The 15,812-nt window shown below is 70.3% G+C and carries 18 protein-coding genes; 10 read left to right on the forward strand and 8 right to left on the reverse strand.

Annotated elements, in window-relative coordinates; all coding sequences use genetic code 11:
• The first annotated feature begins 15 nt into the window (after positions 1-15).
• On the forward strand, positions 16-1,122 hold the full coding sequence (locus ACWGKT_RS35620; RefSeq protein ID WP_453276904.1) for an endonuclease/exonuclease/phosphatase family protein: 1,107 nt from the start codon (positions 16-18) through the stop codon (positions 1,120-1,122).
• Positions 1,123-1,172: 50 nt separating this feature from the next.
• Here ACWGKT_RS35620 and ACWGKT_RS35625 read toward each other — a convergent pair whose 3' ends face one another.
• On the reverse strand, positions 1,173-2,555 hold the full coding sequence (locus ACWGKT_RS35625) for a glycine--tRNA ligase (RefSeq protein ID WP_235452236.1): 1,383 nt from the start codon (positions 2,553-2,555) through the stop codon (positions 1,173-1,175).
• Between the two features lie 159 nt (positions 2,556-2,714).
• Here ACWGKT_RS35625 and ACWGKT_RS35630 point away from each other — a divergent pair, with 159 nt between their 5' ends.
• From ACWGKT_RS35630 to ACWGKT_RS35645, 4 genes are all read left to right on the forward strand, one after another.
• Complete coding sequence (locus tag ACWGKT_RS35630) at positions 2,715-3,686, forward strand: metal ABC transporter substrate-binding protein (protein WP_453276905.1); 972 nt, start codon at positions 2,715-2,717, stop codon at positions 3,684-3,686.
• Between the two features lie 20 nt (positions 3,687-3,706).
• Positions 3,707-4,474, forward strand: a complete 768-nt coding sequence (locus ACWGKT_RS35635; RefSeq protein ID WP_453276906.1) for a metal ABC transporter ATP-binding protein — start codon at positions 3,707-3,709, stop codon at positions 4,472-4,474.
• A complete protein-coding gene (locus ACWGKT_RS35640) occupies positions 4,474-5,373 on the forward strand; it encodes a metal ABC transporter permease (RefSeq protein WP_356150510.1) in 900 nt (299 codons plus the stop codon). The genes ACWGKT_RS35635 and ACWGKT_RS35640 overlap by 1 nt, the downstream gene beginning before the upstream one ends.
• A 74-nt stretch (positions 5,374-5,447) precedes the next feature.
• Positions 5,448-5,864 carry a Fur family transcriptional regulator gene (locus ACWGKT_RS35645; protein WP_356150509.1) on the forward strand — a complete coding sequence of 139 codons (417 nt, stop codon included), beginning with the start codon at positions 5,448-5,450 and terminating at the stop codon, positions 5,862-5,864.
• 18 nt (positions 5,865-5,882) lie between these two features.
• On the opposite strand, the gene ACWGKT_RS35650 is transcribed toward ACWGKT_RS35645, so the two are convergent.
• Genes ACWGKT_RS35650 through ACWGKT_RS35675 form a run of 6 tightly spaced genes read right to left on the reverse strand, consistent with a single transcriptional unit; the run spans position 5,883 to position 9,475 of the window.
• Positions 5,883-6,416: a YcxB family protein gene (locus ACWGKT_RS35650; RefSeq protein ID WP_453276907.1), complete on the reverse strand. Its 534-nt coding sequence runs from the start codon at positions 6,414-6,416 to the stop codon at positions 5,883-5,885.
• A gap of 24 nt (positions 6,417-6,440) precedes the next feature.
• Positions 6,441-6,941: a hypothetical protein gene (locus ACWGKT_RS35655; protein WP_453276908.1), complete on the reverse strand. Its 501-nt coding sequence runs from the start codon at positions 6,939-6,941 to the stop codon at positions 6,441-6,443.
• 40 nt (positions 6,942-6,981) lie between these two features.
• Positions 6,982-7,830 (reverse strand): isoprenyl transferase, encoded by an 849-nt coding sequence (locus tag ACWGKT_RS35660; protein WP_356150505.1) that lies wholly within the window; start codon positions 7,828-7,830, stop codon positions 6,982-6,984.
• Between the two features lie 17 nt (positions 7,831-7,847).
• Positions 7,848-8,597 carry a DNA repair protein RecO gene (gene recO / locus ACWGKT_RS35665; RefSeq protein ID WP_453276909.1) on the reverse strand — a complete coding sequence of 250 codons (750 nt, stop codon included), beginning with the start codon at positions 8,595-8,597 and terminating at the stop codon, positions 7,848-7,850.
• 22 nt (positions 8,598-8,619) lie between these two features.
• Entirely contained in the window at positions 8,620-9,243 is a 624-nt protein-coding gene (locus ACWGKT_RS35670) for a DUF1266 domain-containing protein (RefSeq protein ID WP_453276910.1), read from the reverse strand.
• Positions 9,244-9,259: 16 nt separating this feature from the next.
• On the reverse strand, positions 9,260-9,475 hold the full coding sequence (locus tag ACWGKT_RS35675) for a hypothetical protein (protein ID WP_235452328.1): 216 nt from the start codon (positions 9,473-9,475) through the stop codon (positions 9,260-9,262).
• A 172-nt stretch (positions 9,476-9,647) separates the two neighbouring features.
• On the opposite strand from ACWGKT_RS35675, the gene ACWGKT_RS35680 reads away from it, so the two are divergent.
• Together ACWGKT_RS35680 and ACWGKT_RS35685 are read left to right on the forward strand one after the other, a co-directional pair.
• On the forward strand, positions 9,648-10,199 hold the full coding sequence (locus ACWGKT_RS35680; protein WP_235452247.1) for a SigE family RNA polymerase sigma factor: 552 nt from the start codon (positions 9,648-9,650) through the stop codon (positions 10,197-10,199).
• Positions 10,196-11,158, forward strand: coding sequence for a hypothetical protein (locus ACWGKT_RS35685; RefSeq protein WP_453276911.1), 963 nt, complete (start codon positions 10,196-10,198; stop codon positions 11,156-11,158). Before ACWGKT_RS35680 ends, ACWGKT_RS35685 begins: the two co-directional genes overlap by 4 nt.
• Positions 11,159-11,186: 28 nt before the next feature.
• On the opposite strand, the gene ACWGKT_RS35690 is transcribed toward ACWGKT_RS35685, so the two are convergent.
• Complete coding sequence (locus ACWGKT_RS35690) at positions 11,187-11,903, reverse strand: FadR/GntR family transcriptional regulator (protein ID WP_453276916.1); 717 nt, start codon at positions 11,901-11,903, stop codon at positions 11,187-11,189.
• Positions 11,904-12,176: 273 nt separating this feature from the next.
• Between ACWGKT_RS35690 and ACWGKT_RS35695 the strand changes: the two genes are divergently transcribed.
• From ACWGKT_RS35695 to ACWGKT_RS35705, 3 genes are all read left to right on the forward strand, one after another.
• The gene (locus ACWGKT_RS35695) at positions 12,177-13,811 is read left to right on the forward strand and encodes an ABC transporter substrate-binding protein (protein ID WP_453276912.1); all 1,635 of its coding nucleotides are present in this window, start codon (positions 12,177-12,179) and stop codon (positions 13,809-13,811) included.
• 21 nt (positions 13,812-13,832) lie between these two features.
• On the forward strand, positions 13,833-14,792 hold the full coding sequence (locus ACWGKT_RS35700) for an ABC transporter permease (RefSeq protein WP_235452251.1): 960 nt from the start codon (positions 13,833-13,835) through the stop codon (positions 14,790-14,792).
• The coding region (locus tag ACWGKT_RS35705) for an ABC transporter permease (protein WP_453276913.1) at positions 14,792-15,812 on the forward strand (1,021 nt) is incomplete at its 3' end. The genes ACWGKT_RS35700 and ACWGKT_RS35705, both read left to right, overlap by 1 nt.

Below are 15,812 nucleotides of genomic sequence, written 5' to 3' on the forward strand. Positions count from 1 at the left end.
CCCCGGGAGGCCGCGATGGTCGTCCGTATCGCCACCTTCAACACCGAGAACCTTTTCCGCCGCCCCTCCGTCTTCCGTCTCTCGAACGCGGCACAGCGAAAGCAAGTCCTGGACGAGTTCGACGCGTTGGTCGCTCTCCTGGACAAGAAGACGTACACGGACAAGGACAAGGACAAGATCTCGGCGCTCATCCTGAAGTACCGGGCGTACAGCAGCGATCCCGAGGACCCGCCGCTGATCCACATCAACCAGAACCGCCCCGGGCAGAAGAGCGGGCTCTTCGACACGCCTGAGCCGGGGTCACAGCCGACGGAGCTGCCGATCCTCGCCGACGGCCGGGAGACATGGGCCGGCTGGGCCGAACTCGGGCGGGACGACCTGGACATGGCCGCCGTCCGCAACACCGGACGGGTGATCGGAGAAGTCAACGCGGACGTCCTGCTGGTCCCCGAGGTCGAGGACCGGCTCACCCTGGACCGCTTCAACCAGCACGTCCTGGGCCTCGGCCGGCAGCCGTACCCCTTCAATCTGCTGATCGACGGCAACGACCCGCGGGGCATCGACATCGGGATCCTCAGCCGCTTCCCGATCACATCCGTCCGGCCGCACCTCTTCGACCCGAATCCGGTGGACCCGACGAAGCCCCTGTTCAGCCGCGACTGCCCCGAGTACGAGATACAGCTCGGCCAGGAGAGCCTGGTGCTCCTCGGCAACCACCTCAAGAGCAAGTCCGGCGACGACCCGGAGCTGCGCCTGGCCCAGGCGGAGCGGGTCGCGGAGATCTACCGGGCCGCGCTGGACCGCACCCCGAACGCCGTGGTCGCGGGGGACCTCAACGACGTCCCGGACAGCAAGCCGGTCGCGGTGCTGCTGGACACCGGTCTGCGCGATGTGATGAGTCACCCCTCCTACCAGGGTGAGCCGGGCACCCACGGCACCTGCCACCAGTCGCGGGACAAGCTCGACTACGTCATGCTGCCGCCCGCGCTGTGGGGGAAGGTGCAGAAGGTGGGCCTGGAGACGCGGGGCATCTTCGCGCACTCGAACCACTTCAAGAGCGTGAAGGCGAAGACCGACGAGGCCTCGGACCACGCCGCGCTCTACGTGGACCTGGACCTGTAGACACGACGGTGCCGGGCCCCGAAGGGACCCGGCACCGTCGAACCGAGCGATCAGCAGCCGAGCAGGCGCCCGGCCAGGTAGCCCTCGATCTGGTCGAGCGACACGCGCTCCTGCTTCATCGAGTCGCGCTCACGGACGGTCACCGCGTTGTCCTCAAGCGTGTCGAAGTCGACGGTGACGCAGTACGGCGTGCCGATCTCGTCCTGACGGCGGTAGCGGCGGCCGATGGCGCCGGCGTCGTCGAACTCGATGTTCCAGTGCTGGCGCAGGGCCTGGGCGAGACCCTTGGCCTTCGGGGACAGCTCCGGGTTGCGGGACAGGGGCAGCACCGCGACCTTCACCGGGGCCAGGCGGTGGTCCAGGCGCAGCACCGTGCGCTTCTCCATCTTGCCCTTGGCGTTCGGCGCCTCGTCCTCGACGTAGGCGTCGAGGAGGAAGGCCAGCATGGTGCGGCCGACACCGGCGGCGGGCTCGATGACGTACGGCGTCCAGCGCTCCCCGGCCTCCTGGTCGAAGTAGGAGAGGTCCTGGCCGGAGGCCTGGCCGTGGGCCGACAGGTCGTAGTCGGTGCGGTTGGCGACACCCTCCAGCTCGCCCCACTCACTGCCGCCGAACCGGAAGCGGTACTCGATGTCGGCGGTGCGCTTGGAGTAGTGGGAGAGCTTCTCCTTGGGGTGTTCGTACCAGCGCATGTTCTCCTCGCGGAGACCCAGGCCCGTGTACCAGGACCAGCGCTGCTCCATCCAGTACTCCTGCCACGTCTCGTCCTCGCCCGGCTTGACGAAGAACTCCATCTCCATCTGCTCGAACTCGCGCGTGCGGAAGATGAAGTTGCCCGGCGTGATCTCGTTGCGGAACGACTTGCCCATCTGGGCGATGCCGAACGGCGGCTTGCGGCGCGAGGTGGTCTGCACCTGGGCGAAGTTGGTGAAGATGCCCTGGGCGGTCTCGGGGCGCAGGTACGCCACGGAGCCGCTGTCCTGGGTCGGGCCGAGGTGCGTCGACAGCAGACCCGAGAACTGCTTGGGCTCGGTGAACTGGCCCTTGTTGCCGCAGTTCGGGCAGTTGATGTCGGCCAGGCCGTTCGCCGGGGCGTGGCCCTTCTTCTCCTCGTAGGCCTCTTCGAGGTGGTCGGCGCGGAACCGCTTGTGACACGAGGTGCACTCGGTCAGCGGGTCCGTGAAGGTGGCGACGTGGCCGGATGCGACCCAGACCTCGGGCGCCAGGATCACGGACGAGTCGATACCGACCACGTCCTCGCGCGACGTCACCATGTAGCGCCACCACTGACGCTTGATGTTCTCCTTGAGCTCGACACCCAGCGGCCCGTAGTCCCAGGCGGCACGCTGGCCGCCGTAGATCTCACTGCAGGGGAATACGAAGCCACGGCGCTTGCTCAGGCTGACGATGGTGTCGATCTTGTCGGCGGCCACGGTGCTCTCTTCATTACGACGACGGCGACGAAGCGAGATGCTTCCAGCGAATGATTCAGGTTACCGGCGCAGGCTCCCCCTCAACCAAATCGGTATCCCTTTAAGGCCTCCCGGGAAGCTTGTTGACAACGGTTTCCGTTTTTGTTGAAAATGAGTGTCATGAACGTACGACGACTCATACCCGCGGCCGCGGCGACCGCGGTCACCGCCCTCGGGCTCGGCACGCTCTCCGCCTGCGCCAATGACAGCGCCGGGGCGGCCCAGACCGACAAGTTCGACGTCGTCGCGTCGTTCTACCCCATGACCTTCCTCGCCGAGCGGATCGGCGGGAGCCACGTCCACGTCACCAATCTCACCTCTCCCGGCCAGGAACCGCACGATCTGGAGCTCAGCCCCCGGCAGATCGTCCGGCTCCAGGAGTCCGACGCGGTGCTCTACCTCAAGGGCCTCCAGCCCTCCGTCGACGACGCGGTGGCCCAGTCCGGGCTCAGGACCCGGGTCGACGCCGCCTCCCTGACCTCGCTGGAGAAGCACGGCACCGAGGTCGGCGGCCACGCGGCCGAGCACGACTCCGGCGAGCACGCATCCGGCGAGCGCGGGGAGGAGGGCGGCAAGGATCCGCACATCTGGCTCGACCCGGTGAAGTACGCCGAGGTCGCCAAGGGCGTCGGCGCGGCCTTCGAGAAGGCGGACCCGGACCACGCCGCCGACTACCGGAAGAACACCGCGGCCCTGGTGAAGCAGCTCGACGACCTGAACACACGCTTCCGGGACGGCCTGGCCGGCACCCGGACCAAGGTCTTCATCACCACGCACGCCGCCTTCGGCTACCTCGCCGAGCGCTACGGCCTCACCGAGGAGGCCATCAACGGCCTCGACCCGGAGTCGGAGCCCAGCGCCGCCCGCGTGCGCGACCTGGAGAAGCTGGCGCGGGCCGACGGCGTCTCCACCGTGTTCTACGAGACGCTCGTCAGCGATGAGACCGCGAAGACCGTCGCCCGGGACGCGCACCTGAAGACGGACGTCCTCGACCCGATCGAGGGCATCACCGACAAGTCCCGGGGCCGGAACTACTTCTCGGTCCAGGAGGCCAACCTCAAGGCCCTGCGGACCGCCCTGGGCACCAAGTGACCGATACGGAGGACGACGTCATGGGCGAGCCCGTCATATCGATGCGCGGGGTCACCGCGGAGCTGGGCTCGCGCCCGGTCCTGCGCGGCATCGACCTGACCGTGCACCGCGGTGAGGTCGTCGCGCTGCTCGGCGCGAACGGCTCCGGCAAGTCGACAGCGATCCGCAGCGTCATCGGCCAGGTGCCGGTCAGCGGCGGTGAGATCGAGCTGTTCGGCACCCCGCGCCGGCGCTTTTGCGACTGGGCGCGCGTGGGGTACGTACCGCAGCGCACCACGGCGGCGGGCGGGGTCCCGGCCACGGTCACCGAGATCGTCTCCGCGGGCCGGCTGTCCCGCACCCGCTTCGGCCTCTTCCGCAAGGCCGACCACGCGGCGGTGCGCCGGGCCCTGGAGCTGGTCGGCATGGCGGACCGGGCCAAGGACTCGGTGAACGCCCTGTCCGGAGGCCAGCACCAGCGTGTGCTGATCGCCCGTGCCCTGGTCGCCGAGCCCGAGCTGCTGATCATGGACGAGCCGATGGCGGGCGTCGACCTGGCCAGCCAGGAGGTGCTCGCGCACACCCTGCGCGAGCAGGTCTCGGCCGGTACGACGGTGCTGCTCGTCCTGCACGAACTGGGTCCGCTGGAGCCCCTGATCGACCGGGCGGTCGTGCTGCGCGACGGCTGCGTCCTGCACGACGGCCCGCCCCCGAAGGCGGTGGGCCAGCACGCCCTGCCCGGTCACGACCACGTACATCCGCACGACGCCTCGGGCGCCGAACCGATCCGCACGGGACTGCTGAGCTGATGGACTTCCTGAACTACGCCTTCATGCAGCGGGCGCTCGTCTCCGCCCTCCTGGTCGGCATCACCGCCCCCGCCGTCGGCATCTACCTGGTCCAGCGCCGCCAGGCCCTGATGGGCGACGGCATCGGCCACGTGGCCATGACCGGCGTCGGCCTCGGCTTCCTGCTGTCCACGTCGCCGGTGTGGATGGCGACGGCGGTCGCCGTGCTCGGCTCGGTGCTGATGGAGCTGATCCGCTGGTACGGCAAGACCCGCGGCGACATCGCCCTCGCGATGCTCTTCTACGGCGGCATGGCCGGCGGCGTGATGCTGATCAACCTCGCGGGCGGCTCCAACGCGAACCTGTCGTCGTACCTCTTCGGCTCGCTCTCCACCGTGTCGCAGTCCGAGGTGACGGCGATCTGCGTGCTCGCGGCCTTCGTCCTGCTGGTCACGCTGGGCCTGCGCCGACAGCTGTTCGCGGTCAGCCAGGACGAGGAGTTCGCGCGGGTGACCGGCCTGCCGGTGCGGGCCCTGAACCTGCTGACGGCCGTCACGGCGGCGGTGACGGTGACCGTCGCGATGCGCGTGGTCGGACTGCTGCTGGTGTCCGCGCTGATGGTGGTGCCGGTGGCGGCGGCCCAGCAGCTCAGCCGCAGCTTCACCGCCACGTTCGCGATCGCGGTCGCCATCGGCGTGACGGTCACCGTCAGCGGCACGATCACCTCGTACTACCAGTACGTGCCGCCCGGCGCGACGATTGTGCTGCTGACCATCGGCGCGTTCCTCGTGCTGACGGCACTGGCCACTCCGCTGGCCCGGCGGCGCGCCCGCGCGGCCGCCGCGGCACGGCCCGCCGGGGACCCCGCGGAGTGCTCGATTCCGGCCACCCGGGGGGCCACCGACGAGGTCGGCGTCTGACCGCGTCGGGCGCGGGCTGGCACAATGGCCCGGCAGACGCAGACGCGAGCCGTGCCAGACGAAGGAGGCAACCGGTGACGACCGCTGGACCGCCCGTGAAGGGCCGTGCGACCCGCCAGCGGGCAGCCGTGGCTGCGGCCCTGGACGAGGTCGACGAGTTCCGCAGCGCGCAGGAACTCCACGACATGCTCAAGCACAAGGGCGACTCGGTCGGCCTGACCACGGTCTACCGCACCCTCCAGTCCCTCGCCGACGCCGGCGAGGTCGACGTCCTGCGTACCTCCGACGGCGAGTCCGTCTACCGCCGCTGCTCCACCGGCGAACACCACCACCATCTCGTCTGCCGCAGCTGCGGCAAGGCCGTCGAGGTCGAGGGTCCCGCGGTGGAGACCTGGGCGGAGGCGATCGCCGCGGAGCACGGCTACGTCAACGTGGCGCACACCGTGGAGATCTTCGGCACCTGCGCGGACTGCGCCTGTTCCGGGAGCTGACGCTCAGACCTCTGACGCTCAGACCCGGGTCAGATTGCGGTCGAGGATCTCCCGCAGTCGGTCCGCGTCGGCCGGGTTGGTCAGGCCGCGCTTGGGCAGCACGCTGAAGCAGGTGGCGTTCTTGTCGTCGCTGAAGGTGAAGAAGGCGTCCTCGGTCTCCCGGTAGCGCGGCTGGGCGACCCAGTTGACCGACGCCGTGCTGTTGTCGGTGGCCATCGTCATCCCGGCGTCCGTGACGGTCATGCGGTGCACCCCGTTGCGGGCGACGACCTGCATGAGCCGACGGGCCTGCCACCGGGGCAGGGAGAGCAGCATGAGCACGGCCAGAGGCAGGTAGAGCAGCAGGAACCAGTCGGCCTTTCCGCCGGCCGCCACGACCCCCATGCTCAGCACCCAGGTGGCGGCCAGCACGACCAGGGCCGCCCTGCGGATCCGCCCCGACCGGTTGAACCGCCTGCGCTCCCGCAGTGCCGCCACGAAGTCCCCCGCGACCGGCTGGTACGCCAGCTCGACCACGCCCTGTTCGGCATCCCGCCCCATGTCCATGACCATGAGGCGGGATCGTACCGTCAGCTTTCAGCCACGCCCGAAGCAGCGCTCCAGCTCGTCCAGGTCGTAGAACTTGCTGCCCTTCGCGATCGGACGGCAGCCCGCCCTGAAGGCCGTCAGCCGCCGCTCCATGCGCAGGGCCGTGTCCCTCAGCTCCTGCTTGCCGCGGCCGCTGAGGTTGCCGTAGCCGACCTTGGCCATGGCGTCCAGCAGGGCACGCACGCGCGGCCCGAACTCCTCGCCCCTGCGGGTGAGTTGACCCTGCTCCTGGGCCTTGTCCCAGAGCGCTGGGATCAGGTCGCCGTCCTCGCTGTCGGTGGCGGCACGCGAGCCGTGCCGGGAGACGTCCTCGGTGAAGACGGGCGTGTAGCCGGCCGGGGGCCGCTGGTAGGTGCGCGGGTTCTGCTCCGGCGCGTAGGGCGCCTTGGTGCCGTAGGAGTCCCGGTGCGCGGGACCGTCGGACGCGTGGGCCGGCAGCGCGGTGAGCAGCAGGGCGCCGAGGGCGAGGACAGGCGTGCGACGTCTCATGAGTCCCGCATCCTCGGCGGTCCGCGTGAACCACCGATGGCTAAGACGTGGCGTCACCCTTCATCGCGGCTTCCATGGCGAGGAGTTCCTCGTTCGGGACGGCCCCGCCGAAGCGGCGGTCGCGGGAAGCGAACTCGATGCAGGCCCGCCACAGGTCGCGGCGGTCGAAGTCCGGCCACAGCACGTCCTGGAAGACCATCTCGGCGTACGCGCTCTGCCAGAGCAGGTAGTTGGAGGTGCGCTGCTCGCCGCTGGGGCGCAGGAACAGGTCCACGTCCGGCATGTCCGGGTAGTACATGTACTTCTGCAGTGTCTTCTCGTTGACCTTGGACGGGTCGAGACGGCCCGCCTTCACGTCCTCGGCCAGCGCCTGCGCGGCGTCGGCGATCTCCGCGCGGCCGCCGTAGTTCATGCAGAAGTACAGGGTGAGCAGGTCGTTGCCCTTGGTCTGCTCCTGGGCGACCTGGAGTTCCTTGGCGACCGACTTCCACAGCTTGGGCATCCGGCCCACCCAGCGCACCCGGATGCCGAGTTCGTCGAGCTGGTCGCGGGTCTTGCGGATGAAGTCGCGGTTGAAGTTCATCAGGAAGCGGACCTCGTCGGGCGAGCGCTTCCAGTTCTCGGTGGAGAAGGCGTACAGGGAGATGTTGCGGACGCCGACCTCGATCGAGCCCTGGAGGACGTCGAGCACGCGCTCGGCGCCGACCTTGTGGCCCTCGGTGCGCGGCAGCCCGCGCTCCTTGGCCCAGCGGCCGTTGCCGTCCATGACGATCGCCACATGGCTCGGGACGAGCTCGCCCGGCAGCTTCGGTGCGCGGGCGCCCGACGGGTGCGGCTCCGGCGCCTTGTACTCGCGGCGCTGGCGTCCCAGGATCCCGCGTACGACCATGAGCTTCTCGTCTCCTTCTACGACTTTTCCACGTACCGAAGAGAGCGCAGTCCGCGCTCCAGATGCCAGTGCAGGTAGGCGGACACCAGCCCGCTGCCCTCCCGGACGTACCGCGCCTCGCACGCGTCCGCCGTCTCCCAGTCTCCCGTAAGCAGCGCGCCGAGCAGCAGCAGGGTCTGCGGGGAGGGGACGACGCTGCCGGGCACCCGGCAGTCGACGCACACGGAGCCGCCGGAGGCGACCGAGAAGAACTTGTTGGGGCCGGGCATGCCGCACTTCGCGCAGTCGCCGAAGCTGGGGGCGTAGCCGTTGACGGCGAGGGAGCGCAGCAGGAAGGCGTCGAGGACGAGGTGCGGGGCGTGCTCGCCACGGGCGAGGGTGCGCAGGGCGCCGACGAGCAGCAGGTACTGCTGGACGGCCGGCTCGCCCTCGTGGTCGGTGAACCGCTCCGCGGTCTCCAGCATGGCGGTGCCGGCGGTGTAGCGGGCGTAGTCGGTGACGATGCCGCCGCCGTACGGGGCTATGGTCTCGCTCTGCGTGCACAGCGGCAGACCGCGCCCCACCAGCTCGCTCCCCCGGGCGAAGAACTGCACGTCGACATGGGAGAAGGGCTCCAGCCGCGCCCCGAACTTCGACTTGGTCCGCCGTACACCCCGCGCCACGGCCCGTACCCGCCCGTTTCCGCGCGTGAGCAGCGTGATGATCCGGTCCGCCTCACCCAGCTTCTGGGTGCGCAGCACAATGCCGTCGTCCCGGAAAAGACTCATGCGTCCATTCTCGCGTACGAAGTCAGCGGGCGTGGTCGGGCTGGTAGATGGCATCCCAGGGGGCGAGGTTCCAGGGGCTGGCCCGGTTCGCCGGATCGAGCAGGGACCGCAGGTGCGCGTCGGCGGTGGCCTGGGGTGCGGGAAAGCCGGCGTCCTCGGTGCCGCGCAGCCCGTCGCGCCACACCTTGCGCCCCAGCAGATAGTGATCGGCGTACTCCTGCCATGAGGCGTACGTCCCCGCCACCGCCGGCACGATGCTCTTCAGCGCGGTCCAGGCCTCGTGCTCCGTGATCCTCCCGCAGGCGAAGCCGCGCCGGGTGATGTCGACGTACAGGGCGGCGTCCCAGGCCAGCGGTGCCACGCCGAGGAGCTGCTGGGCGCGGGCCCGGTAGCCGGTGCGTGCCAGCCCGTCGAGCCGGCCGACGAGCTTCTCGCGCGAGGTGATCTCCCACTGGTCGGCCAGCCAGCGCCGGGCGCTGTCGTCGTCGATCCGCGTGAACGGGTACAGGGTGCTCCGGGAGGCGCCACGGTCGTGGCTCACCGGCGCGCTCAGTGACACCATCCACAGCTGGTGCCTCGTGAGCGGGACGGGGTACCGCCGCGCGGCCTTGGGTTTCCTCCACTCTCGCAGTCTCGTCAGCGCCATGAGCCCGCACCCTACGTCAAGGGACCTCGCCCCGACTGCGGGCGTTGGCGTGGGCGGTGGCCGCGCTCAGCCGCTCCGCCGGGGTGGCGGGCCGGACGGCCTCCGGCCGGGCGTCCCACTCCCGCCCGCCGCCGTACGGCCTCAGCTGCACGTACGGCCCCTCGTGGCCCATCACGAGGCCCAGTCTTCCGGTGAGGGTGTCGACGGCGTAGGAGCCGAGCGGGAGGTTCATCACGTTCACGTTCACCTCGGTCCCCGCCCGCCACGACTTTCACGCTTCGCCTCCCTCCAGTGGCCCTGTGTCACTAGACTCCGCGCCTCGGGAAACACTCCCTCGGTGCAACTCCGGCCCCCGGGCAACCGAATCCGCCGAACCGGTGGTCTGGTGGGCGAGGGGGTGGCCGATGCAGGCCGAACATGAGGCCCAGTTCCAGGAATTCGTCAGAGCGCGGTGGTCGCATCTGGTGCGGACCGCCTATCTGCTCACCGGCGACCGGCATCATGCCGAGGACCTGACGCAGACCGCGTTGGCGAAGGCGTACCGGTCGTGGCGGCGGGTGGCGCGCAGCGACCATCCGGAGGCGTACGTCCGCCGGATCCTGGTCAGCTGCAACAGCGACCGGTTCCGCAAGCGGCGGGTCACGGAGGCGCTGACCGCCGCGCCGCCGGAACGGGCGGGGCACGAGGACGCGGTGGCCCGGGCCGACGAGCGCAGCACGCTGATGACGGCGCTGGCCGGGCTGCCGCCCAAGCAGCGGGCGGTGGTGGTCCTGCGCTACTGGGAGGACCTGTCCGAGGGCGAGGTGGCCGAGGCGCTCGGCTGCTCCACCGGGACGGTCAAGAGCCAGGCGTCCAAGGGCCTGGCCAAGTTGCGTACGTTTCCGGGGCTCGCCCGGGCGATGGACGGGCCCGGCCGCGACCACGCGGCATCCGCCGGGCAGGGAGGCAGCAGATGAGCGACGAGAAGCACGGCGAGGGAGCCGAGCCGGAGGGCGACTTCGAGGAACGGCTGCGGGAACTGCTCGCCGAGGACGCCTACACGGTCCGGCCCGCGCCGGCGCCGTACCCCACGATCCGGCGGCAGGGCGTGACGGAGCGGCGGCAGCGCGCCGCCCTGGCCGGGGCCGTGGTGCTGGCGCTGGCCGCGGTGCCGGTGGGCGCGTACGCGGTGAGCGGGGGCGGTACGAGCGGTTCGCCCGCCGCGCCGAAGCCGTCCGTCCGGGTCAGCCGGGACACGCCGGGCCCCATGCCCTCGGCCACGGCGTCGGCCACGCCCGACCTGCCCGCGCCGCCCGCCACCGCCGGCCAGCTCCTGGACGGGATCACCTTCGGGCAGGCCTCGGACGGGCTGACGAAGTGCCTCGCCTACGACAGGGCGAACAAGCCCAAGCACACGAACGGCAGCCCCGTGTCCCCGTCCGCCGACCTGGGCAGGCCCTCCGCCTACCGGATCATCCTGGCGATGCGCAGCACCGGCGACTCGAACGCCCCCGGCGACGGGATGTACGTCGTCGCGGTGCGGGAGAAGCCGCAGCAGACCCGGCTGATCTGCACCATCAGGGACGGCGAGACCCAGGGCCTGAACGCCGGCGGCGGCGACTTCGACGGCACCGCGCCCGTCGCGCCCGACATCAACAGCGGCAAGCTCTACCAGCAGTCCTTCCTCGACAAGGGCCACTGGAAGCTGCCGTTCCGCTGGGGGGTCGTCGGCGGCGTGCGCCCGTCGGTGGCGAAGCTGACGGTGTCGTACGGCGACGGCGTCGCCGAGGCGACCCTGGATCATGGCTGGTTCGTCGCCACCGGCCAGTTGCACCAGCAGGTCACCAAGGCCCCGCGCCTCAAGGGGTACGACAGCGGCGGCAAGCTGGTCTACGACTCCGACCAGGACCGGACCTACGAGAAGACGCTGCCGTAGGCCCCGGGGATCCCGGCATCCCGGCATCTCACCCCACCCCGCGTGATTCCTGGGCCGAGCGGGCCTCGATGCCGCGGAAGTGGACCGTCATCGCGCGCTGCGCGCCCGCCACGTCGCGGGCGCGCAGCGCCGTCACGATGTCACGGTGGCGGCGGACCGTGACCTCGGGTGCCGGGTCGTCGGTCCATCCCCGGGCGCCCGCGACCCGGCTGAACACGGTCCAGAACGCCCCGAGCAGCTGCGGCACCAGCGCGTTGCCGAGCGGGGCGTAGAGCAACTCGTGGAACTCCCGGTCGAGTTCGGGAAAGGGCCGCCCGGCCCGGCCCGACTCCTCCATCCGGGTCACCACCGACTCCAGGACGTCCAGCTCCGCCTCGGTCGCCGAGGCCGCGACCCGGCGGATCAGCCCCTCCTCCAGCACCTCACGGACCTGGAGGATCTCGGCCAGGGCGCCCGCGTCGTCGCCCTGCCGGGCCAGCGTGCGGAAGGTCAGGCCGTCGACCAGGGGGGTGAGGGAGGCCTGGCCGACATAGGTGCCGTAGCCGTGCCGGATCTCGACGATGTCGAGGGCCTGGAGCGCCTTGAGGGCCTCGCGGACGGAGTTGCGGCTGACGCCGAGGTCCTCCATCAGCTCCGTCTCCGTGGGCAGGGGCGCACCGGGCCCCAGCTTGCGGTCGAGGATCAGTTGTATGACCGCACGCTGTATCCGGATGTTCCTGGGCTCCCCGGCGGGCATGCGCCGCATCGTACGCGCGCTGGACGTCCTACGTCCCATGTCCCGGGCCGACCTGCGCCAACTCCCGTCATTGTCAAGCCATTTCACTACGCCGTTGGTGCGACCTGTGGCGGCTACGCCATTCGTGTGCGATCCCTTGACCACCCCCACGGCCGCTCCTATGGTCGCGCTGACCGACAGGACGTAGGACGTCGTATCTCCCCCGCATCTCCTGGTATCTCCTGGTATCTCCTCAGCACCATCTCCACCCTCACCCCTTCCGGATCCCTCGCTGGAGGAACCGTGCGCGACGACGTGACCCACGACGTGCCGGCGTTGCACCGCCGGTCGCTCCTGAAGTACACCGGCGCACTGGGCGCGGCCGCCGCGCTCGCCCCCTCGTTGGCGGCCTGCTCGTCCGGGCCGGAGTCCACGAACGACACCGGCGGCGCGGGCGGCGGCAAGGGCCGCACGCTGACCGCGGTGATCGGGTACGGCAATGACGGCAGCTGGGATCCGACGCAGACGGCGTCCGCCTTCGCCATGGCCGGCAACAACCACATCTACGAGGGCCTGCTGGACACCGACCCGATCTCCCGGCAGCCGTACGCGGCGCTGGCGACACAGGTGCCGGCCGACCTCAATGCCACCAGCTGGAAGTTCACGCTGCGCGCGGGCGCCAGGTTCCACGACGGCAAGCCGGTCACCGCCGACGACGTCGTCTTCGTCTTCGACCGGATCCTCGACCCGAACACCCAGACCCTGGCCAAGGGGTTCTTCGCGAGCTGGCTGAAGGAGGTCCGGAAGATCGACGCGCAGAACGTCGAACTGGTGCTCAAGTTCCCCTTCCCCGAGGGGATCTCCCGGCTCACCCTCGCGAAGATCATGCCGAAGCACGTGTTCTCCAAGCCCGGCGCCTGGGACGACGCGATCAAGGGGCTCGCGGTCGGCTCGGGGCCGTACCGCCAGACGGCGCACCACCCGAAGTCCAACACCACCTTCGAGGCGTTCGCCGACTACAACGGTCCGCGCCGGCCCGCCTTCAAGAAGATGAACTGGCTGACGATCGTCGACGCGGCGCCCCGCGTGGCGAAGATCTCCGGGTCCGACGCGGGCGCGCAGATCGCCGACAACATCCCGTACGCCAACATCGGGCAGTTGGAGAGCGGCGGGATGACGGTCGCGGGCGGGGCCGGGATGAACAACCTGTTCCTGATGTTCAACACCCAGCACCAGCCGTTCGACGACGTGCGGGTGCGGCAGGCGCTGCACTACGCCATCGACACCGAGAAGATGGTGCAGGTGGCGCTGAAGGGGCACGGCAAGCCGTCGTCGTCGTTCCTCAACGAGGCCAATCCCGCCTACCGGCGGGCCAAGACGGTCTACGACTACGACCCCGACAAGGCGAAGGCGCTGCTGAAGGCGGCCGGGGTCAGCGGGCTGAAGATCGAGATCCTCGCGGTGAACGTCAGCTGGATCGTCGACTGCCTGCCGACCATCAAGTCGTCCTGGGACGCGATCGGCGTGCGGACCACCCTGTCCCCGCAGGAGACCACGGCCGTCTTCACCAAGATGGACCAGAAGCAGGACTACCAGGTCGTGGCCGCCGCCTCGAACCCCAACCAGTTCGGCCTCGACGCCGACCTGATCATGCACTACAACTACGGCCCGCAGAACCTGTGGATGCAGTACGCCCGCTGGGCCGGCGACCCCGTCGCCAAGCAGCTCTTCAAGGACATGGACCGGGCCACCCAGGAGCCGGACGCCGAGAAGAAGAAGGCGATGATCCAGGACTACATCGACGTCGTCGCCGAGCAGGCCGTGCTCTACCCGGTCGTGCACAACGAGCTGATGACCGCCTGGGACCCGAAGAAGCTCAGCGGGATAAGGCCACAGCCGTACCCGGGGATCAATCTGCTCCAGGCCAAGTGGGTCTGAACCGACGGGAGTTGACAATACGTGGTCGCCGTCGTCCGGATCCTGCTGCGCCGCGTCACCCTGCTGGTGCCGCTGATGCTCGGCATCGTGCTGTTCGTGTTCCTGGTGATGCGGTTCTCGGACGTGGACCCGGCGTCCGCGTTCTTCCAGGGCGCCAACCCGACGCCCCAGCAGTTGCACGACTTCCGGGAGCGCAACGGCCTGCTCGATCCGCTCCCGGTCCGCTACGTCGACTTCGTCGGCGACCTGCTCCACGGTGACATGGGCACCAGTGCCCTGACCCGGGCGCCGGTCGTCGAGCAGGTCACCACCGCGCTGCCGCTCACGCTCCAGCTGACCTTCCTGGGGCTCGGCATCGCGGTGGTGCTCTCGCTGGTCGGCGGTGTGACCGCGGCGATCTACCGGGACCGGCTGCCCGACCAGATCATCCGGGTCGTCTCGCTGACCGGGGTCGCGGCCCCCGGCTTCTGGCTCGCGCTGCTGATGATCCAGTACCTGGCGGTGGACCAGGGCTGGTTCCCGACCGGCGGCTACATCAACCCGGCCGACTCCTTCACCGGCTGGCTGAAGACGATGACCCTGCCCGCGTTCGCCCTCTCCCTGCCGGTGGCCGCCCAGCTGACCCGGATCGTGCGCACCTCGGTGGTGGAGGAGCTGGACAAGGACTACGTCCGCACCGCGATCGGCAGCGGGCTGCCGCCGCGCGTGGTGGTGGGCCGCAACGTGCTGCGCAACGCACTCATGAACCCGCTGACCGTGCTCGGTCTGCGCGTCGGCTATCTGCTGGGCGGCGCGGTGGTCATCGAGACGATCTTCTCGCTGCCCGGCATGGGCAAGCTGATGATCGACGCGGTGAAGAACGGCGACCCGGCGGTCGTCCAGGGTGTCGTCCTGACCACGGCGATCGGGTTCGTCGTCGTCAACCTCGTCATCGACATCCTCTATCTCCTGGTCAACCCGCGACTGAGGGACGCGAGCTGATGGACACGCGGAAGAACCTCACCGGGCGCCTGTCCCGGCCCGGCGTCCGGCTGCGCGGCTGGCGCCGGCTGCCGCCGCTGTCGAAGACGGCGGTCTGCTTCCTCGCCGTCGTCGCGCTGACGGCCCTGCTCGCGCCGGTCCTCGCCCCGGACGACCCGTTGGACCAGCAGACGCCGGTGGACGGCACCGGGCACCCGTCCGCCGACCACTGGATGGGGCAGGACAGCCTCGGCCGGGACATCCTCAGCCGGCTGATGTATGGGGCCCGCTGGTCGCTGGCCATCGGGCTCGGCGCGACGGTGCTCGCCCTCGTCGTGGGGGCGCTGATCGGGGCGGTGGCGGCCACCTCACGCAAGGCCGTCGACGAGACGCTGATGCGCTGCCTGGACGTGGTGATGGCGTTCCCGGGCATCGCGCTGGCCGCCGTGCTCGTCGCCGTCTTCGGCGGCGGCATCACCGTACTGATCTGTGCCATCGCGTTCCTGTTCACCCCGCCGGTGGCCCGGGTCGTACGGGCGAACGTGCTCGACCAGTACGGCGAGGACTACGTCACCGCGGAACGCGTGATCGGCGCCCGCACCCCGCACATCGTGCTGCGGCACGTGGCCGTCAACTGCGCGGCCCCCGTCCTGGTGTTCTGCACGGTCCAGGTCGCCGAGGCCATCGTGTTCGAGGCGTCGCTGTCCTTCATCGGCGCCGGCGTGCGGCCGCCCGACCCGTCGTGGGGCAGCGTCATCGCCGACGGCAAGAACATGGTGCTGACCGGCGGCTGGTGGGCCACCGTGTTCCCCGGACTGCTGATGCTGGTGACCGTCCTGTCGCTGAACATACTGTCCGAGGGCGTCTCCGACGCGTGGGCGGCCCCGGCGGCCCGGGACGTGGAGGCGCGGGAGGACGACGACCGCCTGGAGGCGCCGCGGCCGGGCAGCGGCGAGGTGCTCCCACTGACCGGGCTGACGCAGGCCGCCCAACGGCTGCGCGCCCGGGCCCGGCCGCTGCCCGACCCGGGCGCGCAGCCGG

The sequence above is a fragment of the Streptomyces sp. NPDC054794 genome (genome assembly GCF_053611585.1).

What these genes read in the sequence shown, in the direction of transcription:
- ACWGKT_RS35635 (WP_453276906.1), top strand. Translation starts at nt 3,707, where the DNA reads ATGGGCGAGCCCGTCATATCGATGCGCGGGGTCACCGCGGAGCTGGGC.
- ACWGKT_RS35675 (WP_235452328.1), bottom strand. Translation starts at nt 9,475, where the DNA reads ATGAACCTCCCGCTCGGCTCCTACGCCGTCGACACCCTCACCGGAAGA.
- ACWGKT_RS35620 (WP_453276904.1), top strand. Translation starts at nt 16, where the DNA reads ATGGTCGTCCGTATCGCCACCTTCAACACCGAGAACCTTTTCCGCCGC.
- ACWGKT_RS35680 (WP_235452247.1), top strand. Translation starts at nt 9,648, where the DNA reads ATGCAGGCCGAACATGAGGCCCAGTTCCAGGAATTCGTCAGAGCGCGG.
- ACWGKT_RS35655 (WP_453276908.1), bottom strand. Translation starts at nt 6,941, where the DNA reads ATGAGACGTCGCACGCCTGTCCTCGCCCTCGGCGCCCTGCTGCTCACC.
- ACWGKT_RS35660 (WP_356150505.1), bottom strand. Translation starts at nt 7,830, where the DNA reads ATGGTCGTACGCGGGATCCTGGGACGCCAGCGCCGCGAGTACAAGGCG.
- ACWGKT_RS35670 (WP_453276910.1), bottom strand. Translation starts at nt 9,243, where the DNA reads ATGGCGCTGACGAGACTGCGAGAGTGGAGGAAACCCAAGGCCGCGCGG.
- recO (WP_453276909.1), bottom strand. Translation starts at nt 8,597, where the DNA reads ATGAGTCTTTTCCGGGACGACGGCATTGTGCTGCGCACCCAGAAGCTG.
- ACWGKT_RS35640 (WP_356150510.1), top strand. Translation starts at nt 4,474, where the DNA reads ATGGACTTCCTGAACTACGCCTTCATGCAGCGGGCGCTCGTCTCCGCC.
- ACWGKT_RS35650 (WP_453276907.1), bottom strand. Translation starts at nt 6,416, where the DNA reads ATGGTCATGGACATGGGGCGGGATGCCGAACAGGGCGTGGTCGAGCTG.
- ACWGKT_RS35690 (WP_453276916.1), bottom strand. Translation starts at nt 11,903, where the DNA reads ATGCGGCGCATGCCCGCCGGGGAGCCCAGGAACATCCGGATACAGCGT.
- ACWGKT_RS35630 (WP_453276905.1), top strand. Translation starts at nt 2,715, where the DNA reads ATGAACGTACGACGACTCATACCCGCGGCCGCGGCGACCGCGGTCACC.
- ACWGKT_RS35685 (WP_453276911.1), top strand. Translation starts at nt 10,196, where the DNA reads ATGAGCGACGAGAAGCACGGCGAGGGAGCCGAGCCGGAGGGCGACTTC.